The following is a 25,679-nucleotide window of genomic DNA, read 5'->3' on the forward strand; positions in this document are numbered from 1 at the left end:
TAAGCTAAAGACAAACTATACCTGCAAATCGTATCGCTCTCTGAGCGCTGCCATTTGTTCGGTCAATCCTTCCGGTTGTACCAGCCAGCCATCGGCAGGTAAAACGGCTGTCCGGCTCTCAACGACACGGCGCAGAGATGCCACGTACGCCTCAACAGATGGCACTCCAGCCAGCTCTGCCAGGCTACCCATCGTTGCTGGATTCACCCCAGGGTAATCCTGCTGCTGCACGCCCGCCGGCGTATCTCCGGCTGCCTCTGTATAGAACTCCTGTACCGCCTGTGCACGCTCTACACCACTGCCCTCAATCATCACGAAAGCTGTGATGATATACGCCTTGGCTTGGCGCCGCTGTGCAATGCCGCAAAACTTGCGGCCTCGGACGCTGACATCGTAATCCCCGGGACAGAAGGACCCGGGGATTTCTCCGGTCTGCGCCTCGCCAGACCACGGAACCAGCGCATCGGCAATTAGCGCTGCCATGAGCCGAAAATCCTCATGCAGGCTGATGGCCCGCTGTGGATTCGGCAGGATCAAGGACAGGTTCAGCACCCCCCTGTCCAGCATGACGGCTGCTCCACCCGAGGGGCGTACGCATACCGAGGTTCCCGCGCTGCGCACTCGCTCCATCGCCTGTGGGGCGTAGGGAAGCCTGCGGTCCCGGTGACCGATCACAAGCGCTGACGGATGCCGCCATAGATGCAAAATGGGTGCAGCTCCTTTCCCTACTTGCCGACAGGCCAGCTCCTCCCAAGCCAGCGGAGACAAAACGTCCTCCTGAGTGGCCGCGAGTGGCGCTTCAAACCACTGCAACTCAGGCAAAGCTGTTGTTTTTTCTGTTGATCTATGTACATTCTCCATACGTTATCCCCTATCTATAAAAATAACTGTTATCCATAGGCTATCGTAATTTTAAGGCGGCTATCCCGTCGTCTCTATTTCTGATGTTAACAAAAAAAGGTGGCTACGCCTATGCGTAAACCACCCTTTTTTTGTTCATCACATAAACGTCTTGCGATGTTCGATCAATCCTTGAGCAGCGACAGAAATTCTGCGCGCTGCGCTGCATCATCACGAAACGTACCACGTACCGCAGACGTTACCGTTTTGCTACCAGGCTTTTTGACACCTCTTGCACACATGCACAGGTGCTCGCCTTCCACGACCACCATAACCCCGTGAGCGGAGACTGCTTCATTTAAAATATCAGCGATCTGTGATGTAATACGCTCCTGTACCTGCAATCGGCGGGTCACTGCCTCTACCAGACGTGCAAGCTTGCTCAATCCTACAATTTTGCCGCTGGGTACATAGCCGATATGCACTTTTCCGAAGAAAGGAGCCATATGGTGCTCACACTGGCTGTAATAAACAATGTCCTTCACGATCACAAGCTCCTCGTGATTCTCGTCAAATGTCACACCCAGCGCATCCCGGGGATCAACCTCATAACCCGCAAATATTTCCTCATACATGCGCGCAACGCGTGCCGGTGTTTCCAACAACCCTTCACGCTTGGGGTCCTCACCGATCAGTTGTAAAATCTGCTCCACATGGTACTCGATTTTATCCCGGTTATCCGCAGCTTTGCGGTTAATATAATCTTTTACGCCAGCCACAGTAATCCTCCTCTATGCAGCAACCTCATGCGGCATCCGTGCTCACGTTGCTCATTATTTCCGACGGCCCTGATTTTTACGCGGACCAGGCTGATTTTTGGAGAACTGTTGGTTCTTCATCATCTGCTGGGCTTTTTGCATTTGCTTCCCATTCAGGTTGTAACCCATCTGTTTGGCCATTTTTTGCAGCGTTTCAGGGTCGTTTTGCATCTTTTCAAGCTGTTTACGAAGATAATAAGCACCGATGAAAAATCCCCCAACCAAACCAGCAATCAGGGTAATAATCGGAATGACAATATTCCACACCACGAAGTCGTCACCTCTGTATATTTATATGAAACATCTTGAATTGCACGAACCTATCATAGCAAAACATGGGACAGCTAGCAAATCACTTTTTGCAAACATATGTCCTTATTGTTTCTCCAAATCCAGCAGCTTCGTCTTGACTGGTAAGCCTCCAGCATAACCGACCAAACTTCCGTTAGCACCCGATACCCGGTGACATGGAAACAGAATGGGTAACGGATTTTTGTTATTGGCTCCACCCACAGCACGTACTGCCTTGGCTCGTCCGATCGATTCTGCAATATCTTTGTAGGACACACTTTGTCCGTACGGAATATTTTGCAATGCACGCCATACCTGCTCTTGAAAAGGAGTGCCTCTCAAATCATAGGCTATGCTGAATTCCCGTCGTTCTCCCGCAAAATATTCACGCAGCTGATCCGCGGCTTCGCGCAGCTTTTCCGGCTCCTGCACATAGACATATTCCCCAATCCATGTTCGGGCCCATTGCTGAAGCAGTGCTTCCTTCGCATGGAAAACGCCATAGTCTATTCGGCACAGCCCCCGATCTGTAGCGCACAGCGTCAACGTGCCCACAGGTGTCTCCATCTCATCATAATAAATGGTGGTTGGGCCCTGTGAATCCCCAGCTGTTACTTCTGATTTTGATGATTCAGACGCCTTATGCTGTTCTGCCTGCTCTTGTTCCTCCAGTTTGGAATGCGCTTGCGCGATCATTTCGCGTACTTGCTCATGTTGTTCCTTCTCTGATGCTTGCTTGATCGCTGTCATAGCGTTTCCCCCTCCTATTCGACTCAAAGCCCACGCCGCCGTGCCTCGCAGCTCGGGACGCGGATCATCCAATAAAACCTCCGTTAATTTGGGCACCGCACTGATATCCTTGAAATTGCCCAGTCCAATGACCGCATTGCGTTGAATGGGCTTCTTCCCCCGCCAAGCCGCCGCACTTTGACCGAATCGGTCTTTAAATTCACGGTTGCTCAAATCCAATAACGGCAGCAGCAACGGCTTCACAATTTCAGGATCGGGTGTAAGCTCGGGATGGTGATCCCAGTTGAGACCCCGATTTTTGGGGCATACCATTTGGCAGGTATCACATCCGTACAGCCGATTCCCTATCTTCCGCATAAACTCCTCATCCAGAAAGCCCTTCGTTTGCGTCAAAAAGGACACACACCGCTGGGCATTCAGCTGTCCAGGACCCACAAGCGCGCCCGTAGGACAGGCATCCAAACATTTGGTACACTCGCCGCAACCATCCGTTACCGGTTCATCTGGCTGGAAAGGAATGTTCGTCAACAGCTCACCTAGATAAATCCATGATCCCAGCGTCGGTGAAATCATCATCGTATTTTTGCCGCTAAAACCAATCCCTGCGCGTTCCGCAACGGCTCGATCCGATAGTTCTCCGGTATCCACCATGTTTTTCAATATGGCATCAGGCACCCGCTCACTTATAAAAGCCTCAAGCTTTTCCATCGCTTCGCGTAGTACCAGATGATAATCTTTCCCCCAGGCTGAACGCGCCAAAATACCACGGTACTTCCCCTTGTCCGACTTCGGCGGGTCCTTCATTTTAGAAGGATACGCCACCGCAATAGCAATCAGAGATGCAGGCTGTGAGCCATACAGCTCCGGGTAGATCCGCTTATCAATATCTGGCTCCTCAAAGCCGGATTCATAGCCTTTCGCACGATGATCTTCCAATATAGCTTTCAGAGACAGAAAGGGGTCGGCGGATGCGAACCCGATGGAGTCGATACCCAGCCCTGGAGCTGCCTCAATAATTTCCTGCTTGAGCGCAGCCCAAGTCAAAGCGGTTCCGGCAGCCGCCTGAGTCAATCCGCGTTGCATCCGATACTCACCTCTCTTCCACTTTTTATCATTACAGATATGAGGATTTGCAAAATACCCATATCTCAAATTTCAACAGAAAATAGCAGCAGATGCTACCGTAAATTTTTAACAGCACTGGTCGCCAGAAAATCACAGCGATTATTCAGTTCGTTGTCACTGTGCCCTTTAACCTTCACATATTCAACCTCATGCTTACCCATCAGTTCCCACAGTTCTTCCCATAGTTCCTTGTTCTCCACTGGCTGATTTTTACTGTTGCGCCAGCCATTACGAAGCCAATTCTTAATCCAGCCCTGTTTAAAGCAATTGACGACATAGGCAGAGTCACTGTGTACTTTCACATGGCAAGGCTCCTTGAGCAGCTTTAGCGCTTCAATCACAGACTTGATCTCCATACGGTTGTTTGTCGTCATTTTCTCGGCACCTGACAGCTCCTTACGATGCTCCCCATACAGCAAAACAATCCCCCAGCCCCCAGGACCCGGATTTCCCGAACAAGCACCGTCGGTATATACCATCACTTCTTTCATCATCCTCTTCCTTTCCTCATCGGTAACCGCCTGCTCCGTCATGGTCCTGATCGGTTTGGACGTGTTCCTCATTGATTTCAGACTATAGTTGCTCTATAGCCATTTCCACTCAGATATCGGCCAAAATATAAATTCTGCACGTCCCAGTAAATCTTGAGATTTAATGCTGCCAAAATAGCGGCTATCCTTGCTTGCTGCAATATGGCGATTATCCCCCATGACAAAAAAGTGCTCCGGCTCCACCGTAAAGGGACCATAATCACCATCCTCCACGTTAGAGTTGGTGTAAGGTTCATTTAGCAGCTCACCGTTCACATACAATTGATTATGTTCAACTCGGATTACATCTCCGGGAATACCTATGACTCTCTTCACTAAAAATCTTGGGCTCGACAGCTTGGAATCGGGATCTTTTAAAATCACAATGTCCCCCCTGCCCGGACCATGAAAATTATAAACCAGTTTGTTAACGAACAAATGCTGGCTTTCCATTAGCGTCGGCTGCATCGAATGTCCTCTGACCGTGGACAAGTTAAATACGAACAGGTTCAGAAGCAGCAAGACGACCATGGCGATCAGCAGAGTGACTAACCAATCGCGTATGTAACCAGAGCGGCCTGCTTGTTTGGACGTTTCCGGCGAGGGAAGCGGGCCTGACGAAGGAGCCAAAGCGTCCATAATTAAACCTCCTCAACCCTGTTATAAATAGAAAAGCATATCCCGTACCCGATTGCAACGGTTACTCAGATATGCTCTAAATGTAAATATTATACTTAATGTTATTCAATTCTCTTTATTTCGATTCCCGATTAATGAGGAGCCAAAATACTCAGCTTCTGAAAAGCCTGTAAAATCTGGCTTGCTCCATAGCCCATCGCTTCGTACAAAGGCATGGCCGCACTGTTATGCTTGTCCCCTGCTACCCAAATACGGCTAACCTTACGTTGCTGAAAACGCTGCTCCATGGACTCCACAAGCGATTTGCCGATTCCCATCCGACGACGATCCGGGTGAATAGCGATACGATAGTAACAACCATCATTCTGATCGATCGTGCCGATCAAAGCACCCACGATCTCTCCCTCTTCTTCTGCAACGATGATCAAACCGGAATCCCACGAAAGCTGACGGGCAAATGCTTTCACCGTCTCTTTGTAGCACTCCTCTGACAAGGCAATTTGCATGAGTTCCGTTACTGAGTTCACATCACTTAATTGAAAGGAACGAACGTGCATAAGTAATATCTCCCTTTTCGTAAGCATAATAAAAAAATTGAGACAGCACCGTCATTTTTACATAAATCCTTAAATTTCTTATCATGGTGTTAATCACAAGGCATTATGATAAAAATGCATACGATCTGCTATATATGAAATGAAGAACAGGAAAAGGGTGTATGCCCTCAAGTTCGTCATGTCATAGACATGACAGATTATAGCAGACGACAAAAAAGCCGAAATTTCTGCTTCCTTGACCATTAAACCATACTTTTTGATGGAATACATCCCTTTTTCTCATGTAAGCGCTGTATATAAAGCGTTTACATTTTAAAGTTCACAATTTACCTCTTATTACCTATGTATTGTGTATTCCAATCGGGTTTTTGGACATGCTAGCTACCAGGCCGTATTGCCCAGTTTGCTATTTTACAAACAAAAATGTTGATAAAATAGGCTGAATGCGGTTTAATATAACTATCGAGGGTATTATTACATAGGAACACTTACCCAACCATATAACCAGGAGGGATTTTACTATGGCATTTCAATTACCAGAACTTCCTTACGCAAAAGACGCACTGGAACCGCACATTGATGCACTGACAGTAGAAATTCACCATGATCGTCACCATAACACATATGTAACGAACTTAAACGCAGCTCTGGAGAGCGCTCCTGAACTGCAAAGCAAAAGCCTGGAGGATCTGATCTCCAATCTGGACAGCGTTCCTGAAAGCATCCGCACTGCGGTTCGCAACAACGGTGGTGGACACCACAACCACAGCCTGTTCTGGGAAGTTATCGGTCCTAACGGCGGCGGACAACCGACAGGTGCTATTGCTGAAGCAATCAGCAACGAGCTGGGCGGCTACGACAAATTTAAAGAAGACTTCACTAAAGCAGCTACAACACGTTTTGGTAGCGGTTGGGCTTGGTTGGTTGTCGGCAAAGACGGCAAACTGGCGATCACTAGCACTCCAAACCAGGATAGCCCGCTGTCTGAAGGTCTGACTCCGGTACTTGGACTGGACGTTTGGGAGCATGCTTACTACCTGAAATATCAAAACAAACGCCCAGACTACATTGCAGCATTCTACAATGTAATCAACTGGGATGAAGTAAACAAACGTTACGCGGCTGCAAAGAAATAAGCCAGTAACAACATCTCTATCCTATAATAAAGGGCTGTCTCAAAAGTAGATTTTCTACGAATGAGACAGCCCTTTTGGCATTCCATGGTAAACTGGTGGAGATGATTCTCAAATACAGCTCTGGAGGTTGATGGATGCAGACTTTTTTTCGTTACAACTGGATGATTCGGGAACAATGGTACCGCTGGTGTGAAGAGGTGTCGCAGGAGGAATTACTGAAACAACGCGTCGGCGGAGTCGGCGGCATTCTAAAGACACTCTTTCATATCGTTGATGTAGAGTGGAGCTGGATTCAAACGATTCAGGGCAAACCCGACTTTCAAGAGGACTTCTCTCTGTATGATACGCTCGACAAAGTCCGTGAGCTGGATGCAAAGTTTCGACTCGATGTCGAGCCGTTCGTGCTCGCCTGGCATGATGGTCTGGAACGGAAAAGATTCGAAGATCACCTCCCGGACGGCAGGATTGTAATTGATGCGTGGGGTGAGGTGATGCGGCATGTCATTGCCCACCAAATCCACCATATTGGGCAGTTGTCCATATGGTCTCGGGAGCTCGGCAAGCCTCCGGTTTCGGCCAATGTAATCGGCAAAGGGCTGATTGAAAGCGATGATGGAATCAATTAGCTTTAACGAACATACAAGTATATTCATGTGACTCAGAGCCGTCCCCTGTCATTTTTAACGACTGAGGACGGCCCTTTTACTTTTTCATCTATGCTCTCTTGTCTATTCCACGAATATTCTCTTCTTTTAACCGTTTTCATAAAAGCTTGATTGTAACTGATTAAGTTTTTCAACCTAATCAATATTCTCTTGGTTCAGACTGTTGACCCCTTGCTCTTGAAAGCACCGTAAGCCAATGTAAATAATGCTCCACATAACAGGGCAATAAGATGAGCGATAAGATAATTCATATGACCATGGTTCTCTGACGCGGCAATTGCAAAGCCGGGAAGAGCCGTGGTTCCGAATCCTATGGCTGTCAGCTTGCTTAAATATACATATGCTCCCGCAATCATTCCTCCGAGGCATCCAGCAACCAAGGGGAACTTATACTTTAAAGTGACCCCAAAGATCGCTGGTTCCGAGATTCCAAAAAGTACAGACCCGAATGCAGAGTAACCCATTTCTTTAACCTTGGTGTCTTTGCGTTTCAAAAGAATATACCCCAAAACGGCGCCCCCTTGAGCCATCAAAGCTACTGATGCCAACGGGTTGATAAAATTTCTGCCTGTATCGGTTAACAGCTGCGCTTCTACCGCACCCATAACATGATGTAAGCCTGTAATAACAATGATCTGCTGAATGCCTGCAAAAAACATAAAACCGAATATCCCAAGGTTTTGCGTCATCCAAAGCAGCGAAACGGTGACCAGACTAGCCAACTCTCGCCCAAGAGGGCCGATAATGGTAAACAATAGCAGGGAAGAAACAAAGACAGTCAGCAACGGAGCCAAAAATAGTTTAATCATGTCCGGAACCTTTTTGTTAAAAAACTGATCCAACTTGGCTACCACATATCCCATCATTAGAGCAATAATAATACCGCCCTGAAATCCAACCAACTGTACGGGAAGGCCGAAAAGACTGATCGATTCCGGGTTTTGACTCCCTTTAGCTACCTCAAAGGCATCCGCCAGGGCTGGATGAAGCATAATTGCACCCAGCACAAGCCCCAGAATCGGACGACCGCCATATCTCTTGGTTGCAGAATAAACAACAAGCAGCGGCAGGATGGTGAAAATACCCGTAGAAACGATTTGAACGAAGCGATTGATCCCTTGAAAAATTGGATACATCTCCACAATCGATTTAGGACCGAATAACCCCTTCTGACCTAATAGCCCGGTTATCCCCATTAACAATGCGGCGGCAAGAATTCCCGGCATGATCTCAATGAAGACATCTGACAGCGATTTAATGGCTTTTTGAAAAGGATTTTGCCTTTGTGCGGACTTCGTTTTGACATCACTTAATGACATATCTTCCGTTCCGGTCAGTTTGGAAAATACGGCATAGATATTATTGACCAACCCTGCTCCAAAAATGATCTGTAGTTGATCCCCCGCTATGAAAACGCCTTTAACCAGATCAATATCTTCAATCTTTTTTAATTCCGCTTTTTCATTGTCCTCAAGTACAATTCTTAATCTGGTGGCACAATGGGCCACACCGATAATGTTGTCTTCACCACCGATATATTTTAAAATTTCTTGAGAAATTTGCTTATACTGCTTTTCTTTTGCTTCCATCTAGTAAAACCCCCTCTAGCTGAATCAGATGTCTTCTTTAACAAATCTCCAGAACATGCCTAAAAAGTCCTGCTTTACCCTGGCAAGCGTTATGCCGACATGCATTAATTCATCACCGCCGAACAGCTCACCGGTTTCTACATTTCTATAAACGTAGTCTGGATTCAAACCTTTGAATTTTAACGTTTTAATCGCGGCTGCGGGTTGGGATAAAACCTTGAAATAGCTGGCCGCCATTTCCGTTTGATCTTCCGACACAAAGTTCCATGCGGCTTCATTTTCATCAAACGGATTAATTATTCTGTAAAACTTCCCAAATTGAATGAGCGATCTCATTTCTTTATATAAAGCTATCTGTTTTTTTACTATTTCTTTTTCCTCAATGGTTAATGTCGTCAGATCCAGCTCATATCCAAAATTACCGGCCATGGCGACATAACCTCTTGTCTCCAAGGGAGTTATTCTGCCCACTTGATGGTTGGGTACTGTGGAGACGTGTGCCCCCATAGTAATCGGAGGGTAGATAAGACTTGTCCCCCATTGAATCTTCAGTCGGCAAATGGCATCCGTATTGTCACTCGTCCAGGTCTGAGGCATGTAATAGAGCATACCGGCATCAAAACGGCCTCCTCCACTAGAACAGCTCTCAAATAAGACATGGGGAAATCTTGATGTAAGCTCTTCCATAACACTATAGAGTCCCAGGATATAACGATGCGCAGTCTCCCTTTGTCTCTCAGGTGGCAAGGCTGCCGAACCCACATCCGTCATGTGACGATTCATGTCCCATTTTACATAAGTAATCGGAACGTCCGATAAAATATCGGAAACCGACTTAATAATGTACTCACACACTTCCTTCCTCGATAAATCCAACATCAGCTGATTTCTTCCCAACGTATACGGACGATCGGGGACATGGATACACCAATCGGGATGCTTTCTGTATAAATCGCTGTCTATGGATACCATTTCAGGTTCAAACCACAAACCAAACTCCATACCCAGATTTCGTATGCGGTTTGCAAGATCCAGCAATCCATCTGGAAGTTTGCGACGATCCACCACCCAATCGCCTAATGAAGTATTGTCATCATCCCGTTTTCCAAACCACCCATCATCCAATACAAACAGCTCCACTCCTACACTTTGAGCTTCCTTCGCCAACTGCTCAATCTTGTCAGCATCAAAGTTAAAGTAAGTGGCTTCCCAGTTATTAATCAGGATCGGCCGTTCTTTGTCACGAAAAGGCCCACGACATAATCTGTTCCTGTATAATTCATGATAAATTCTCGACATGCCGCCCAAGCCATTTTCGCTGTATACCATGACCACTTCAGGGGTTTGGAACGATTCCTCCGGTTCAAGCAGCCATGTAAAATCAAAAGGATTAATCCCCATGGTGACTCTTGTGTTCCGATAGGAATCTACCTGAGTCTGGGCCGTAAAGTTCCCGCTGTACACCAGATTAAAGGCGTACACTTCACCCTGTTCTTCATCTGTCCCTTCTCTTACAAGTGCCATAAAGGGTGCCTGTTGAGGGCTGCTAGCTCCACGGCAGCTGTCTACCACTTGAATTCCGGGTAAAATTTTTCGCCTTGCTATATTTTTTTCATTATTATGCGCACCGTACAAAGTAATTAGTTCGTATTCATCATCACGAAAATCCACACTAGCACTTAACGCTCTAAGCAGTTTTAGCTGCTGCCGACCTTCATTATCGAAACGGACTGAACGAGTAATGACATCCCGCTTTTGATATAGGCTATAGGATAGTACAATCTTTACATCAATTAATGGGTCTTCAAGGACGATTTCCAGGGTTTCTACTTCGCCAGCATCCTCTGCATAAGTAGAAGGAAGCCCTTTCAATTTTGGTTTGCCTTGGTAAACCCGATGTTCTTTATACCGAAAATCTGTCACGGTAGAACCATTCTCCAATTGAAGCTGATACGCAGGAATCCTGAAATCACTTTTTCCAAATGATGGATATTCTTGTGGGATAGTATCCAGTGAAAAGGCTCGATCCTCGCCATCGGGATTGGGTGAAAATCCTCTATCCATAAAGATGATTTTATTGCTTCCCCGATAGTTCTGAATTTTCTTTCCCCAATACAGATGGGCTAAATAACCATCTCGTATAACCTGCATGACATAACTCGTATTGCTGCCTTGTAAATGGAATAAAAGCTTCTCTTTATCGATGTGTATAGCCATAGCAACCCCCTTATAGAGCCAATAGTACGATTTCCAAAAAGTATAAATTATGTTGTTTACTTATCATTTACATCCTAATAATAATTGAATTATTTAAATAATTATATGGAATAATGTAGACTCTATATGAAACGGTGTGATAATATGCAGAGATGAATTAAGGGGTGAAAACAAATGAGTTCACACTTTTCCAATCATTCCTATAACAACCTGGATCTCAATTTATACACATGTGGCAAAGAAAGCTGTATCAGCAAACACTCTTATGGTCCAGCCATTCGAAGCGGGTATATGGTGCATTATATTTTAAAAGGAAAAGGGATCTTTAAAGTCAACGATAAAATCTATCATTTGGAGAAAAACGATGCTTTCTTTATTGAGCCGAAGGTTTTAATTTACTACGAAGCGGATGAAGTCGACCCATGGGAATATGCCTGGATTGGTTTTAATGGGGTGCAAGCAAAAGAATATCTAAGCCGGACCTGTATCAATAGGGACAATCCCATTTTCCGGTTTGAAGCAGAGGGCAGCCTTGCCCGCTGTATGGAGAGTATCGTCGTTTCTTCTACACTGAAATCCAACAAAGACCTGCTGCTTGCATCCAAGCTGTATGAATTTCTGTATCTGATGTTTGAACATTACCCTAATCAGGAAGTCAACCATGAGGTAAGACAGCAGCGGTATATTAAAGAAGCGCTTCTCTTCATTCAACAAAACTATTCACACTTCATTACCGTAAGTGACATTGCCAAGTACATTTCAATTGACCGTTCGTATTTGCATCGTTTATTTAAACAGCAACTAAATAAGTCACCACAGGAATTTTTATTGCATTTGAGGATTGAAAAATCGTGCTCCCTATTAAGAAATACTTCCCTTAAAATCGGGGATATTGCTCGGTCTGTAGGGTATAAAGATGTACTCCTATTCTCCAAAATGTTCAAAACGGTCAACAAGGTGACTCCATCCGAATACCGAAAAAATCCCCCAAAGTAACACACTTCGTTCGCAACTAAATTAGGCATATTTCAAAAACAGAAAAATAGCGGCAGCATGGATCAACCTCATGTCCATACTGCCGCTATTGTCAAAAGAAAATAAAGTTCTAGACTGAAAAATAAAGTATTAGACTGAAAAATAAAGTATTAGACTGACGTTGCTTCATTAAGCTAACGGGCAGGATAGTTCAAATACGTGGTATCATGTGGTGAGTAATTAATGGAGCCCTCTTTTACAATGTTGAGAATGGGGGAAATCGTGGTCGGCTTGGAATGGGAAGGTTTGTATAGAGAATTGTTGGGAGATGGAAACCAATTGCTTATGGAAGGCGCAATGGATGTCTGTCATCGCTTATCAAAGACCCATCGAATGTTCGTAATCACGAATGGTATCACTCACACGCAAATCAAACGCTTGAAGCAGTCTGGGCTATATAAGTTTTTCGAGGATATCTTTGATTCGCAAAGCATTGGTTATCAAAAACCGAAGGAAGAATTTTTCAATTACGTCATAAGTCATATTTCAGAATTTAATAGAAAGGATGCGCTTGTCATTGGAGATTCATTAAATACGGATATCAAAGGTGGTCTTCAGTCGGGCATTGACACCTGTTGGGTCAACAGAACCGGACAAATAAGTCCGGCAGAAATTAAAAGCACATATACAATCTCAAACTTAATGGAGCTCACTTCCATCTGTTAGGCTGTAAAAACAAACGCTTGTGCCGCCTCAATTATCACTTTTTGGTGACTATATCACAAAAAAGTGGGTACTGTTTTTCTTGTAACTTTCCCCCCATACTATCGTTCATAGGAGGTTCATGAAGCAGACAGAGCATCCTATACCATATAAATCATTATAAAAGGAGTGTAATAGAATGGGGAAATTTGACGGGAAGGTAGCAGTTGTAACCGGAGGTACAAGCGGCATCGGTCTCGCGTCGGCACAACAGTTCGTAAAAGAAGGGGCTTACGTTTTTATCACGGGACGCAGACAACGTGAACTGGATGAAGCAGTAAAGCAGATCGGAAAGAATGTTACAGGTGTCCGAGGTGACATATCTAAATCGGAAGATCTAGATATATTATTCGAAACAGTTAAGCGAGAAAAGGGACACTTGGACATTCTCTTTGCAAATGCCGGACTAGGGTCATTGCTTCCATTAGGAGAAATTACAGAAGCACAATACTACAAGACTTTCGATGTCAACGTGAAAGGAACCATCTTTACAGTACAAAAGGCATTAGCTTTGTTTCCAAATAAAAGAGGTTCGATTATTCTAACGGGATCCACTGCTGGCTCGACGGGGATGCCAGCGTTTAGTATCTATGGTGCATCCAAGGCAGCGATCAGACAGCTCGTCCGCAGCTGGATTCTTGATATGAGAGGGACCGAAATTCGTATAAACATCCTTAGTCCGGGAACAATCGTAACGCCGGCGTACGATGAGTTATTTGGCTCTGAACTAGATCATTTCCTGGAACAGGCAAAAAATGATATTCCGCTCGGCAGAGTGGGGCAGGTTGAAGAGATCTCCAATGCTGTCATGTTCCTAGCCTCTAATGAAAGCAGTTATATGAACGGCGTTGAATTATTCGTAGATGGCGGAGTAGCTCAAGTTTAACCAGGACATAATAATTTTCAAACGACAAAGATTTTTAAATCAACTTAAATGCGATTGTATTATCCCCTCCATGTAACGTTCAATTTTTCCTTCAGTGATCCTTGAAGGATCAAGCGATACATGAAGGGGATATTCTTAGATCGGGAGATGGTGCATTGATATGAAAACATTTTTCTGTGAACTGGAAGTTACACTAGAGGTTATCGGAGGAAAGTGGAAGGGGCTTGTTCTGTACTATTTAATAAAAGGACCTAAACGGACGGGAGAGCTTAAGCGACTCGTTCATAATATATCGCAAAAGATGCTGATTCAAACTCTTCGGGAACTGGAAACAGACGGATTAATTCGCAGAAAGATGTACAATCAGGTACCGCCTAAGGTGGAATATTCAACGACGGAACTGGGTCAATCACTTGAACCCATTTTGAGATCGCTTTGTGATTGGGGGGGGAATTACGCAGAGCAATCCTTCGCTCCGGGCGAGATTGAGATTTTGTATCTGGATTAACTGTCGGGGGACAAGAGCATAGTCCCATTTGAAGTCGCTATTTTAGCGGCTTTTTTGTTTTATCGTTTTACGTTGATGTTTTCGAGTGATGAGCAATATTCTAGTACAGGTTACTTCGTAATTAACAAGGTGCACTACAAAACTAATAAGTACGTCTTGGATTATGGAAAAAGCATCATGCCCCAGCTGTTGCCAGGAGTCTGAGCAAACAGGTAAGCGGTTGAGGCTAATGACAATGAACCCATTACGCTAACGGGAAACGTTAGTTCAATGGAAACAGCGACAGTCTAGGACTTTATTTTCTCGTCCTTGGTTGTCGCTGTTTCCATTTTCTAGGCTCAGTCTAATACTTTATTTTTTGCTGACAGCGCTATTCAATTAACATCAGTCTCCTTTTTGCTTCGCATAATACTCGGTGATCAGATCGAGGAACACCTTGGGAAACGCCAAGGTGGCCATATCCGCTTCGCTGATCCAGCGGTACCCCGCTGGCAGCGCATTATGCGCGTGCTCCGCCTGCTCAGCCAGCGCAATCAACGCACCCGGCTTCGCTTCGGTGCTGTAGCTGGCCCGCTGTTCGGCAGCCAGCGGATGTCCTCCCGCCTCCCCGGCAGGGACGGCGACCTCTTCACACTGGAACACACGCAGGTTCCAGTGAATGTGGCTGAACGTGTGCTCCGCCTCACGTACAAACCGCATCGGGCGCGCAAGCACGCCCTCTGCCAGCAAATGAGCCGCCAGATGGTCCATGGCGGGCTCATCCGGCACCGGGCCGTTGTAGCCCTCCGGCCCGGCAAGCTCATGCGGCAGCTCCCACATGCGGGCCAACAGGCCCTTGGCCGGGCGCTGGCGCACAAGCAGGCGGCCTGCGTTGGCACCGCTACCCTCGATAAGGGCGACGGAGCGAGGCTCCAGCCGCGGCGGCTTCGCTTTTGTTTTGACTGGCAGCGTCTCCTCGCGGCCTGCCAGCCTGCCCGAGCAATGCTCCATGACCGGACAGGTCAGACAGTGAGGCGACTTTGGCGTGCAGACCAGCGCCCCCAGCTCCATCAGCGCCTGATTAAAATCAGAGGCTCTTCCTTCGGGAATCAGCTCCCTGACCAGACTTTCCATATGCGCTCGCGTGCTGCCCTTCATGATATCTTCTTCAATGAGAAAATAACGCGACAGCACACGCATCACATTCCCGTCTACAGCAGGCTCTGGCCGATTAAAGGCAATGCTCATAATCGCCCCCGTCGTATACGGACCTACTCCTTTCAGTGCAGCAACAGCCTGCGTATCATCTGGCACCTGCCCACCGTGAAGCTCAACAACCTGTTTCGCCGCCGTTTGCAAATTCCGGGCCCGCGAATAATACCCCAGCCCTTCCCACAGCTTGAGCACATCCTCCTCGGGCGCTTCCGCCAGCGCTTCAATCGTCGGAAAACGTGCAATAAAGCGATTAAAATACGGAATGACCGTATCGACACGTGTCTGCTGAAGCATAATTTCCGAGATCCAGATATAAAAAGGATTCCGATGGCGGCGCCACGGCAAATCGCGCTTGTTACGTGTATACCAATTCAACAGTTCAAAGCTGAAATAACGCTTTTGTTCCAATGTATTTGTAGTCATCACATCACATCTCCTTATATTCGACAATCACAAAAGCAGAGGCAATGTTAGGCTGATGTGTAATACTCAAGTGAATGCTGTAATTCGAGTCACCTGTAGACGGCAATCTCAGTCTATCCCACGCGGATGAAGACAAATAAACGGCTGGCTTCCCCCCAGGTTCCGGTAAAATATCCATATCGCCGAACCCGATGATTTGCCCAATTCCGCAGCCGAAGGCTTTCGTTATCGCTTCCTTGGCGGCAAAGCGCCCTGCTACGAACTCCGTTAGTCTACCCTTGCGTTCCACAGCAAGCTCACGTTCTGCCGGGGTCAGCACCCGATTCAAAAACGCATCTGCATATTTACCTGCCAAAATATGAGCCATACGGCTTATTTCCAGCACATCATGTCCAATTCCGTAGATCATTTGGGTATTCCCCGTCCTTTTTACTTTACTGGATCTATTGTAACAGTGCGTCCACACCCTGGCGAGTCACAAAGGCGTAAAAGCGGCACCAAAATATGTTAAAATAAGAAAGGCTATAGGTGAATGTTTTGAAATTCAGCTGATATGCCCATTTAAAAAATTCCCGTAGAAAGGAAGGATAGGATGTCAGAAACCATTATTGTTGAAGCAGGTACCGAAGCAGGAACAGATGCGGTGATCCGGGCTTCCTGGTTTCCCGCTAAAAATACAGCCAAAAGCCTGCTCATCATCGCTCACGGCTACAAAGGATTCAAGGATTGGGGCATGTTCCCCTATATAGCAGAAGCATTGAGTATGGATAACCATGTTGTGACCTTCAACTTTTCACATAATGGCATAGGTGAGGATCTAGAGAATTTTACCGAGCTGGAAAAGTTCGCACGCAACACCTATAGCCGCGAACAAGAGGATTTGGAACTATTGCTGTCCAATCTGAGAGCACGTCATGAGTTCAGAGAATTGCCGTTGTTTCTGTTAGGACATAGCCGAGGCGCGGGAAGCTGCTTTGTATATGCTCTAGATCATCCCGGCGAGATTGCTGGCGTCATTTCATGGAATGGCGTGACAGATCTTGATTTGTTTACTTTACCGCAAAAAGAAGAAATGCGCGCCAAGGGGCGCAGCTATGTGGAGAACGCTAGAACAGGACAACAGCTTCCGCTGGATGCAGTCATTCTGGAAGACCTGGAACAAAATCGCCAGCGTTTTGCCATTGTAGACAGACTTGCCAACAGCCAGCTCCCAGCTGTACTAATCCAGGGAACCGAAGATTCCAAACGTCTACGGGAAGGCTCTGCCCTGCTCACATCCGTTCGTCCCGACATCGAATGGGTACAAATTCAAGGCGGCACTCATACCTTTAATACCGTTCATCCATTCCAGGGAGGCAGTCTTCCACTCGATCAGGCGATTACCGAAACCCGCCGCTTCATTGAGTGGATCGCCAATTAATTATTGCCCCTTCAATACAAACGGCGATCCGCCGGGCGGATCGCCGCATTTATTTACTTCAGGATTTTACAATTCCATAAGATTAATGCTTACACTCCTGGGATGCTTGTCCGCTTATGCGCTGTACGTGTAAAGAAGCTTTCCAGCTTTTCGCGTGCCGCCGGGTCAATTTCCTTGCCTTCCAGGTAGTCGCTGTTTGCTTCGTAGGAGATCCCCAGTTCTTTTTCATCCGTCTGGCCTTCCCACAATCCTGCTGTAGGCGCTTTGTCCAAAATGGCCTGCGGAACTCCAAGATAGCTGGCTAGCAAGCGCACCTGACGTTTGTTAAGCGTACTAAGTGGCGTAATATCGACTGCACCATCGCCCCATTTGGTATAAAAGCCTGTGATGGCTTCTGAAGCGTGATCTGTGCCAACGACGAGCAGATTCAGCTCATTCGCGAGTGCGTACTGAACCACCATACGTGTTCTTGCCTTTACATTCCCTCTCACTTGCGGAGTAATGGAACGCTCCAGACCGATATCCTTTAACGTATGCTCTACTTCCACGGCAACCTTGTCCACGGCTTCCTTAATGTTCGTTTCCCCAGCATATTTCAGGTCGAACGCTTTGGCTACCGCGTAGCTATGCTCGATATCTTCCTGTTGGCCGTATGGCTGGAATACACCCAGCGTTTTGTATTCGTCTCCTTGTTCCTGCGTCAATTCATCTGTAGCCCGCTTGCACAAAGCGGCTGCTACGGCACTGTCAATCCCGCCACTGATGGCGATCAACAGCCCTTTGCTTCCCGTTTTCGTTACATACGACTTGAGGAAATCCACACGCTTACGGACCTCCGCCTCTACGTTAATCGTAGGCTGTACTCCCAATTCAGCAATAATCTGTTCCTGCAAACTCATCAGATAAGCACCTCTTTTTTAGGAATTTCCTTCACAAGCCAACATGCAAAAGCCCCGGCAAGTTTCGCAGGCGAAAAATGCGGGGCATAGCTTGAGCAGTCTTACCGGCAAAAACGATCAAATGCACTGGTCAAATCAGCAGCGATCTGATCTGCCGAACGATCCTCCACCTGATGACGCTCGATGAAGTGAACCAGCTCGCCGTCTTTCAACAGCGCGATGGAAGGGGAAGACGGTGGGTAAGGTGCGAAAAATTCGCGAGCCTTTGCCGTTGCTTCCTTGTCCTGTCCGGCAAAAACCGAATACAGATGATCTGGCGTAATATCATGCTTCAACGCTTCAGCCACACCCGGACGGCATTGGCCTGCGGCACAACCACATACCGAGTTCACAACAACCAGCACTGTCCCTTTGGCATTAGGCAGCTTGGCCTCCACATCTTCAGAAGTACGCAGTTCCTGAATCCCAAGATTCGTCAGTTCATCGCGCATTGGCTGAACTGAATCTCTCATATATTGATCGAAAGACATAGACATATTCTTTCACTCCTTTTCCAAAAATCATGTATACTACGTTTCTAATTTCATCCTTTGCCGTAGTAAAGGCATGGACATCTAAACTTCATTATACAATCTTTTTCACGTAATTTGCAAAAATCCGGCTATATATTTGCACGATTATTTCTGTATCGAATTTATGACAGGAGGTTCAGCATGATCCCGGTAAGTCGGGACGGTTCTGCGCAATCGGACTTTAAACTGCGTGCCCATTCCCTCCACCGAGTCTACGGCAATCGTACCGTGATGACGCTCCACTATACTTTGACATAAGGCCAGCCCCAAACCTGTACCTTTCGTTTTGGTAGTGTAAAAAGGTTGGAACAGCTTTTCAAGCTGTTTTTGCGGAATTCCCGGACCTGTGTCCTTTACTTCGAGTTCCACGAAATCCCCTTCCTCATGAGTCGAAATGGTCAGCACCCCCTTTTCCCCCATAGCTTCCATCGCATTACGTGATAAATTAAGCAGCAACTGCTTCATTTCCTTAGGGTTCAAATGCAGCATCGTCACATGTTCCTCCAGCTTTAGCTCAATCGTCTGCCCCCTCAGATTCGCATCTGCCCACAATAAAGGCGTCAGTTCGCGAATAATATCATGCAGATGACATTGCTCTTTCTCGACAATCCGATTCTGGGCCAGTGAAAGGAAATCGTTAATAATTCCGTTCGCCCGATCGAGTTCCTCCATCACAATGCGGTAGTAATGGTTGAGAGATTCTGGACTTTTCTCACGCATGAGCTGTAAAAAACCACGCACAACCGCCATCGGATTACGTATTTCATGAGTAATGCCCGCTGCCATCTGTCCGACCAGACTGAGCCTTTCAAAATTGCCTAGCTCACTGCGCAGCGTCTCCAGCTCTGTAATATCTTGCAAGGCGATAATGACGCCTGTCGTTTGGTTTACATGTTTATCACGAATAGGAAGGAAACTTGAGAAGAATACTTTGGGAGTAACATTTATAAAATCAGCACCCGCCTCTCCTTCCAACGCCTTTGCAACTCGTTCGTTAACCACAGGCAAAGAGCTAAAACCATATAACGAGGTCAATGGACGGCCTACTACCTCAGGCAGTGTAATGTAGGGATCGAAGTCCTGGTAGAGTTCCAGCATCGTTTTGTTCATATGTATAACTCGTTCTTCGCTGTCCAGAGTAACAAGAGATAACGGCATCAAATCCATAACTTGACGCAGCTTATCCACTTCAATTAAGTATTTGCTCGTAAATTCAGTCACATCACGCCGCAGCGCCAGCTTCTCAAAGGCATTATGCATCAGACTCACGACCGTAAAACTTGCCAGCACCCCTGCACCAATATTCCAGAACGTTGTAAGTAAGTCAGGAACGTATACCGCAATATCCTGTTTGCCCCATAGTAGCGGAAATATCGCCTTAAACAGCATATCAGCCACAACATATGCGGAGATTAGGAGTTTTTTATCCAACAAAGTTCCTCTTTGAAAAAACTTGACATGCAGCAGCATAAAAGGAAAAAGAATAAAACCCGTGCCCACATACATCGGGGACATTTCTGTCGACTGGGCTATAATCAGGACACCCATCAGTGCGGAAGCGGCGAGCACGAAGGCAGTGCGACGTCTACCGTACATGATGCCAACAGCAAGGGGAATAATACCGAGATTGGAAGGTAGACCATACGGAGACTGATATTGAAAGAGTGTACATAGCAATATGGCTGGCAAGCAACACAGATACAGTATTCCTTGATTAGGTCCAGGAAGCAGATTGCCGCCCCAAACCTTTTTCTTATCCCCATAATCCGTTAATATAGAGAAAAAACCCGCCGATATAACGGCAAGGAGAACTTGGAGCACACTTTCCTTCAACGCAATTAACAAGGACTTCTCCCCCTCATCATCTTTCCTTGACGCCGTTAGTTGAATTAAAGCACAGGCTACAATATATTACAATATATGTGTTAAAATCCCGGTGTAGAACGACAAAATCTGCTAAATACCAGATGTATATAAATGGATCGTTTTTACGTGTTATAAATTCCTGAAAATTGAAATATATACGTATTTACTGCGTTCTAAGGCTATCTAAAGCGACGGTATTACGATATGATGAAAAATCGGTTACACCATTCTGAATTTTTTGAAAATTTGTCGACGAAAAGGAAGAGGTCTATGACTTACGACGTTATTGTGATCGGAGGCGGCTCAGCTGGATTAATGGCTGCTGCCGCTGCCAGCGGTGAGGGCGCCAAGGTGCTTTTAGTGGAAAAGGGAAATAAACTCGGACGAAAGCTGGGGATCTCTGGTGGAGGTCGTTGCAATGTCACGAATGCCAAAGAGCTGGACGAACTCATTCGACACATTCCCGGCAATGGCCGTTTTCTGCACAGTGCACTGGCGGCTTTCGGCAATCGGGATATCATCGCCTTTTTTGAACAGCTGGGTATAGCCTTAAAGGAAGAAGACAATGGGCGTATGTTTCCAGTGACGGACAAAGCCAAAACAGTTGTCGATGCTTTGATCAACAAGGTACGCTCTCAAGGAGTCGAGATTCGGACAAGCTGTCCTGTTCAAGAGGTTATTTACAATGAAGGTCATACGGCTGGGGTGCGGCTGCGTTCCGGTGAAATCCTACATAGCCGTAATGTCATTGTAGCCGTTGGCGGCAAATCCGTCCCGCATACAGGCTCGGAAGGTGACGGCTATGCATGGGCAGAACAAGCAGGGCATACGATTACGGAACTGTACCCAACAGAGGTGCCGTTGACCTCAGGCGAGACGTTCATCCAGACGAAAGAGCTTCAGGGACTATCCTTACGCGATATCAGTCTGACCGTATGGAACGCGAAGCAAAAAAAAGTTGTCGTCCATGAAGGAGATATGATTTTTACACATTTCGGTCTATCTGGCCCAACTGCTTTGCGATGCAGTCAGTTTGTCGTCAAGGGAATGAAAAAGGATAAGGTAAACACGGTGTTGTTGACTCTGGATTTACAGCCTCACAAACATGCCGATGAAGTCTACCGTGAAACGCTAGAATTGGCATCGGTCGATGCTAAAAAAGCGATCAAAAATGTGCTTAAGCCTTATTTACCGGAACGCTTAATTCCATTATTGCTCCAGCAAGCCAAACTGCGTGAGGACTTGACCTATGATCATATTCCCAAGCAGCAATGGCAAGAACTTGCTCATCGCATTAAGGCGTTTCCAATCCGTGTGAACGGTACGCTCTCTCTGAAGGAAGCATTTGTTACCGGGGGCGGTGTGAATTTGAAGGAAATTAATCCGAAAACGATGGAGTCCAAGCTGATGCCTGGATTGTTCTTCTGCGGTGAGATTCTCGATATTCACGGTTACACAGGTGGTTATAATATTACAGCGGCGTTTACGACAGGGCACACAGCAGGAACGCAAGCGGCTTTAAACGTGATGCTGTAGGAGTGGGAGTCACTACGCGTAGGCTTTGATCTTACGATCGCTGTTGCCACGGGATTCTTTTTGGATTTCAAAAAATTTGAAGGTTAGAATCCCGTGGCAAAGGCGAACGCTTCGCTTCTCCAGATTCAAATCCTCCGCTTCGCTAGAAACCGCCATTACAACCTCATTTTTAGGAAAAACAGGAAGTAAAAAGACTTAAATCAGTCGTATTGCTGATTTAAGTCTTTTTTTGAGTAATCGCGTATTGAATTTTACATTTGCCGCTATTCTATACCTCAATAATGATAGGTAAAATCATGGGTCTTCTCTTTGTCTGACTGTAAATAAACCGGCCAACATCATCTTTTAACATCTGCTTAATCAGTCCCCACTGACTCATTTCGATTTCTGTTAACTCGTTCACTGTGGACATAATCGTGTCGTGGATCTGACTCATGAGCTCTTCGGAATCCTTAACATATACAAAGCCTCTTGAAATAACCTCTGGCGTTGCGAGCATTTGCTTCTCGTTTTTGCTCAACGTCATCACAATAATCAGCATTCCGTCTGAAGAAAGCTTTTTACGGTCTCGTAGTACAATATTACCTACGTCCCCTGTTACCAACCCGTCTACCAAGCTATTGCCGGCTGATACTTTGGGCCCCAGGGATGCTCTTCCCTCTTCGATTTGAACAGTGTCACCGTTATGGACGATAAATACATTCTCCATCGGAATCCCCACAGACTCCGCTAGCTGACGATGCTGATACAACATCCTGAATTCACCGTGTATGGGAATCAAATACTCCGGTTTCATCAGGGTCATCATTAATTTTAATTCTTCCTGACTGCCATGACCGGATACGTGCATCCCCGTGGAGCTGCCTGATCCATAAATAACCTGTGCACCCAGCACATACAAATTATCAATGACCTGGGAAAGGTTTCGCTCATTCCCTGGTATGGCTCCCGCAGCAATGATGACCGTATCACCAGGCAAAATTTCGATTTTGGGATGCAGGGAATTGGCTAAACGTGACAATGCGGCCATCGGCTCTCCCTGACTTCCGGTACATAAAACTGCAATTTCTTCTGCGGGAAACCGCTCTGTTTCCCCTGGCTCAATCAACAATTCCTCAGGCATATGCAAGAAGCCCAGCTCCTTGGCCACCGAAACCACATTTATCATACTGCGTCCGAGTAAAACCAGTTTGCGACCTGTTTCCACAGCCGCGTCAATGACTTGTTGGACACGGTTCACATTAGAAGCGAACGTGGAGATAAATACCTGCTGCTTGGCTCTGGCAAATGCATCTAGAATATGCCCGCCAACCAAACGTTCTGAAGGGGTAAATCCCGGTCTTTCCGCATTTGTACTTTCGGAGAGCAGCACTTTTACCCCCTTCTTTCCTATTTCAGCCATTCGATGAAGATCGGGAAAAGGTCCGCTTACGGGAGACATATCGAATTTGAAATCCCCGGTATGGACCACATTGCCTTCCGGTGTCTGAAAAAAGACACCCAGGCAATCCGGGATACTGTGGACCGTGGTGAAAAAGGAGGCCTGAATCGTTCCCGCTTGAACGGTTGAATCTGCATCTATAAGATGAAGCTCAGCATCACGTAAAAGATTGTGCTCCCTTAACTTAATCTTAATTAATTCGATGGTGAGCTTTGTGCCAAAAACGGGCATATTAATCTGCTTCAGCAAATAGGGAATACCTCCAATGTGATCCTCATGCCCATGAGTCACAATGAGCGCTCTGACTTTATCCTGATTTTCCAGCAGATAGGTGACATCGGGCACAATAAGGTCAATACCAGGCAAGTTCTCATCAGGAAACTTGGAGCCACAATCGATAACGACAATATCCTGATCGTATTGGATGAAATACATGTTTTTCCCGATTTCATTAACACCGCCTAGAGCAGCAATGAGTAATCTATTATCAGCGTGCATCAATTTTATTTCCTCCTTAGGAAAATGCTATCCATATTATTCATTTTTCACGTAAACTTATGCACAAAAAGAACCCTTGTCTCTAAAAGACAGGGGCTCTCACTTGATTTATTAGATACCCACCGCAACCGAAATCGCAGCAAAAATAGCAGCAACTAACCACAGGATGGGGAATAGCTTGAAGATTACCTTCAGCCACTGTCCAAAGCTGATCCGGGCAATGGCCAATCCCGCTAGCAGTACTCCGCCTGTCGGTGAAATGAGATTGGTTAACCCGTTACCGAATTGGTACGCTGTGACTACTGCTTCACGATTGATACCTACAAGATCGCCAAGGGGTGCAAGTACAGGCATTGTTAGTGCAGCTTCCCCTGAAGAAGATGGAACCAGGAAAGTAATAATATTGTGTGCAACCAACATAATGGTGGTGAACAAGTAACTTGGCAATCCTTCCAGAATGCTTGCGAGTGCATTCAATACGGTATCGATAATCATACCCTGCTCGGCGATGATCAGAATTCCGCGGGCGAGACCTATGATCACTGCAGCGTAGATGAATTCTCCACACCCTTTTACAAAATTCTCAGCTATTTCCTTCTGGCTCATTTTAGTAACTACTCCGACAAAAAGACCGAGTGCGAAGAAAAGGGCGCCGATTTCAGTCATATACCAGCCTTTGGCCAAAATTCCCCAGACAATTGCTCCAAGCGTTACAATAAATCCACCTATAATTAATTTGTCCCGAAACGTGAAGACGACATCCTCACCTGTATTTTCTTTTATAAACTGCTCGCGATTTATAATATCACTCTGAAAAACAATGGATTTCTCCGGATTTCTCTTAACCCGGTGCGCATACCACATCGTAAAGGCAATAGATATCATAGTAAATACAAGCCATTCAATAAATCTCAGCCAGAGCTGAGGATTACCCTCCACTCCTGCGATTCCCTGGGCGATCAATACTGAAAATGGATTAACAGTCGAACCAACATAGCCAATTTGCGTTCCCAGAAATAGAATGAGAATAGCAGTCATAGAATCGAAGCCTAGGGCAAACATTAATGGAATAAAAATCGCATAAAGCGGAATAATTTCTTCGCTCATCCCAAAGGTAGAGCCTCCGAGACTGAATATAACCATGGCAATTGGAATAAGCAGAATCCCCTTATTCTTCAGCCGTCTGGCAAGAGCTGTCAGGGCACGGTCAATGGCTCCCGTCTGCAGTATAATCCCGAAGGAGCCGCCCACAATAAGGACAAAAGAGACCACATCGGCGGCATTAATAATCCCCTCAATAGGAGCGCTTAGGATTTGGGGGAGTCCTTGTCTTAAATCACCGTTCTCACCAGTTTTGGGTACAGTGTGATAGGTTCCCGAAACGATCGCCGTTTTGGTCACACCGTTCACTGTCACTTCATGACGCTCAAATTGTCCGCTGGGCACAATCCATGTCAATGCGGCGACTGTAATAATAATCAAAAATATTAAAGTATAGCTATGGGGCAAGGATAATTTCCACTTCATATTCTTGATGTTCAT

The 25,679-nt window shown here is 46.1% G+C and carries 24 protein-coding genes; 8 read left to right on the plus strand and 16 right to left on the minus strand.

Features of this window, described 5'->3' with window-relative positions; genetic code table 11:
- Nucleotides 1-15 precede the first annotated feature (15 nt).
- From MHB46_RS10530 to MHB46_RS10560, 7 genes are all read right to left on the minus strand, one after another.
- Entirely contained in the window at nt 16-861 is an 846-nt protein-coding gene (locus MHB46_RS10530; protein ID WP_341162285.1) for a lipoate--protein ligase family protein, read from the minus strand.
- Between the two features lie 164 nt (nt 862-1,025).
- Nucleotides 1,026-1,619: a GTP cyclohydrolase I FolE gene (folE, locus tag MHB46_RS10535; RefSeq protein WP_013308743.1), complete on the minus strand. Its 594-nt coding sequence runs from the start codon at nt 1,617-1,619 to the stop codon at nt 1,026-1,028.
- A gap of 54 nt (nt 1,620-1,673) precedes the next feature.
- Nucleotides 1,674-1,928: a YneF family protein gene (locus MHB46_RS10540; protein ID WP_013308742.1), complete on the minus strand. Its 255-nt coding sequence runs from the start codon at nt 1,926-1,928 to the stop codon at nt 1,674-1,676.
- A gap of 105 nt (nt 1,929-2,033) precedes the next feature.
- Nucleotides 2,034-3,782: a tRNA epoxyqueuosine(34) reductase QueG gene (queG, locus tag MHB46_RS10545; RefSeq protein WP_341162286.1), complete on the minus strand. Its 1,749-nt coding sequence runs from the start codon at nt 3,780-3,782 to the stop codon at nt 2,034-2,036.
- A gap of 95 nt (nt 3,783-3,877) precedes the next feature.
- The gene (rnhA, locus tag MHB46_RS10550) at nt 3,878-4,315 is read right to left on the minus strand and encodes a ribonuclease HI (protein WP_023986996.1); all 438 of its coding nucleotides are present in this window, start codon (nt 4,313-4,315) and stop codon (nt 3,878-3,880) included.
- A gap of 93 nt (nt 4,316-4,408) precedes the next feature.
- A complete protein-coding gene (gene lepB / locus MHB46_RS10555; protein ID WP_341162287.1) occupies nt 4,409-4,993 on the minus strand; it encodes a signal peptidase I in 585 nt (194 codons plus the stop codon).
- A gap of 131 nt (nt 4,994-5,124) precedes the next feature.
- Entirely contained in the window at nt 5,125-5,550 is a 426-nt protein-coding gene (locus MHB46_RS10560; protein ID WP_160789290.1) for a GNAT family N-acetyltransferase, read from the minus strand.
- A gap of 521 nt (nt 5,551-6,071) precedes the next feature.
- On the opposite strand from MHB46_RS10560, the gene MHB46_RS10565 reads away from it, so the two are divergent.
- Nucleotides 6,072-6,686: a superoxide dismutase gene (locus MHB46_RS10565; protein WP_023986992.1), complete on the plus strand. Its 615-nt coding sequence runs from the start codon at nt 6,072-6,074 to the stop codon at nt 6,684-6,686.
- Nucleotides 6,687-6,820: 134 nt separating this feature from the next.
- A complete protein-coding gene (locus tag MHB46_RS10570; RefSeq protein ID WP_341162288.1) occupies nt 6,821-7,312 on the plus strand; it encodes a DinB family protein in 492 nt (163 codons plus the stop codon).
- A gap of 194 nt (nt 7,313-7,506) precedes the next feature.
- On the opposite strand, the gene MHB46_RS10575 is transcribed toward MHB46_RS10570, so the two are convergent.
- Nucleotides 7,507-8,940: a PTS transporter subunit EIIC gene (locus tag MHB46_RS10575; RefSeq protein ID WP_341162289.1), complete on the minus strand. Its 1,434-nt coding sequence runs from the start codon at nt 8,938-8,940 to the stop codon at nt 7,507-7,509.
- A gap of 24 nt (nt 8,941-8,964) precedes the next feature.
- Nucleotides 8,965-11,157, minus strand: coding sequence for an alpha-galactosidase (locus MHB46_RS10580; RefSeq protein ID WP_341162290.1), 2,193 nt, complete (start codon nt 11,155-11,157; stop codon nt 8,965-8,967).
- Between the two features lie 174 nt (nt 11,158-11,331).
- Here MHB46_RS10580 and MHB46_RS10585 point away from each other — a divergent pair, with 174 nt between their 5' ends.
- From MHB46_RS10585 to MHB46_RS10600, 4 genes are all read left to right on the plus strand, one after another.
- Nucleotides 11,332-12,153 (plus strand): AraC family transcriptional regulator, encoded by an 822-nt coding sequence (locus MHB46_RS10585; protein WP_341162291.1) that lies wholly within the window; start codon nt 11,332-11,334, stop codon nt 12,151-12,153.
- A 240-nt stretch (nt 12,154-12,393) separates the two neighbouring features.
- Nucleotides 12,394-12,858: an HAD-IA family hydrolase gene (locus tag MHB46_RS10590; protein WP_226888891.1), complete on the plus strand. Its 465-nt coding sequence runs from the start codon at nt 12,394-12,396 to the stop codon at nt 12,856-12,858.
- A 175-nt stretch (nt 12,859-13,033) separates the two neighbouring features.
- Nucleotides 13,034-13,780, plus strand: coding sequence for an SDR family NAD(P)-dependent oxidoreductase (locus MHB46_RS10595; protein WP_058711000.1), 747 nt, complete (start codon nt 13,034-13,036; stop codon nt 13,778-13,780).
- A 160-nt stretch (nt 13,781-13,940) separates the two neighbouring features.
- Nucleotides 13,941-14,288 carry a winged helix-turn-helix transcriptional regulator gene (locus tag MHB46_RS10600; protein ID WP_019685981.1) on the plus strand — a complete coding sequence of 116 codons (348 nt, stop codon included), beginning with the start codon at nt 13,941-13,943 and terminating at the stop codon, nt 14,286-14,288.
- A 384-nt stretch (nt 14,289-14,672) separates the two neighbouring features.
- Here the strand turns inward: MHB46_RS10600 and mutY are convergent, their stop codons facing one another.
- Nucleotides 14,673-15,905 carry an A/G-specific adenine glycosylase gene (gene mutY / locus MHB46_RS10605; protein ID WP_341163726.1) on the minus strand — a complete coding sequence of 411 codons (1,233 nt, stop codon included), beginning with the start codon at nt 15,903-15,905 and terminating at the stop codon, nt 14,673-14,675.
- A gap of 4 nt (nt 15,906-15,909) precedes the next feature.
- A complete protein-coding gene (gene acpS, locus MHB46_RS10610) occupies nt 15,910-16,314 on the minus strand; it encodes a holo-ACP synthase (protein WP_069291092.1) in 405 nt (134 codons plus the stop codon).
- A 183-nt stretch (nt 16,315-16,497) separates the two neighbouring features.
- Between acpS and MHB46_RS10615 the strand changes: the two genes are divergently transcribed.
- Nucleotides 16,498-17,325, plus strand: coding sequence for an alpha/beta hydrolase family protein (locus MHB46_RS10615; RefSeq protein WP_028541020.1), 828 nt, complete (start codon nt 16,498-16,500; stop codon nt 17,323-17,325).
- Nucleotides 17,326-17,414: 89 nt separating this feature from the next.
- Here MHB46_RS10615 and nadE read toward each other — a convergent pair whose 3' ends face one another.
- The 3 genes from nadE to MHB46_RS10630 form a co-directional block, all read right to left on the minus strand.
- A complete protein-coding gene (nadE, locus tag MHB46_RS10620; RefSeq protein WP_025722646.1) occupies nt 17,415-18,224 on the minus strand; it encodes an ammonia-dependent NAD(+) synthetase in 810 nt (269 codons plus the stop codon).
- Between the two features lie 101 nt (nt 18,225-18,325).
- Nucleotides 18,326-18,760: a BrxA/BrxB family bacilliredoxin gene (locus tag MHB46_RS10625; protein ID WP_013308727.1), complete on the minus strand. Its 435-nt coding sequence runs from the start codon at nt 18,758-18,760 to the stop codon at nt 18,326-18,328.
- A 141-nt stretch (nt 18,761-18,901) separates the two neighbouring features.
- A complete protein-coding gene (locus MHB46_RS10630) occupies nt 18,902-20,641 on the minus strand; it encodes a two-component system sensor histidine kinase NtrB (protein ID WP_341162292.1) in 1,740 nt (579 codons plus the stop codon).
- 291 nt (nt 20,642-20,932) lie between these two features.
- Here MHB46_RS10630 and MHB46_RS10635 point away from each other — a divergent pair, with 291 nt between their 5' ends.
- A complete protein-coding gene (locus MHB46_RS10635) occupies nt 20,933-22,198 on the plus strand; it encodes a BaiN/RdsA family NAD(P)/FAD-dependent oxidoreductase (protein ID WP_341162293.1) in 1,266 nt (421 codons plus the stop codon).
- 268 nt (nt 22,199-22,466) lie between these two features.
- On the opposite strand, the gene MHB46_RS10640 is transcribed toward MHB46_RS10635, so the two are convergent.
- Together MHB46_RS10640 and MHB46_RS10645 are read right to left on the minus strand one after the other, a co-directional pair.
- Nucleotides 22,467-24,137 carry a ribonuclease J gene (locus MHB46_RS10640; RefSeq protein WP_341163727.1) on the minus strand — a complete coding sequence of 557 codons (1,671 nt, stop codon included), beginning with the start codon at nt 24,135-24,137 and terminating at the stop codon, nt 22,467-22,469.
- 111 nt (nt 24,138-24,248) lie between these two features.
- On the minus strand, nt 24,249-25,679 hold the full coding sequence (locus MHB46_RS10645; protein ID WP_341162294.1) for a YfcC family protein: 1,431 nt from the start codon (nt 25,677-25,679) through the stop codon (nt 24,249-24,251).

Source organism: Paenibacillus sp. FSL H7-0703 (assembly GCF_038003485.1).
In the GTDB taxonomy this organism is placed as follows: domain Bacteria; phylum Bacillota; class Bacilli; order Paenibacillales; family Paenibacillaceae; genus Paenibacillus; species Paenibacillus polymyxa_B.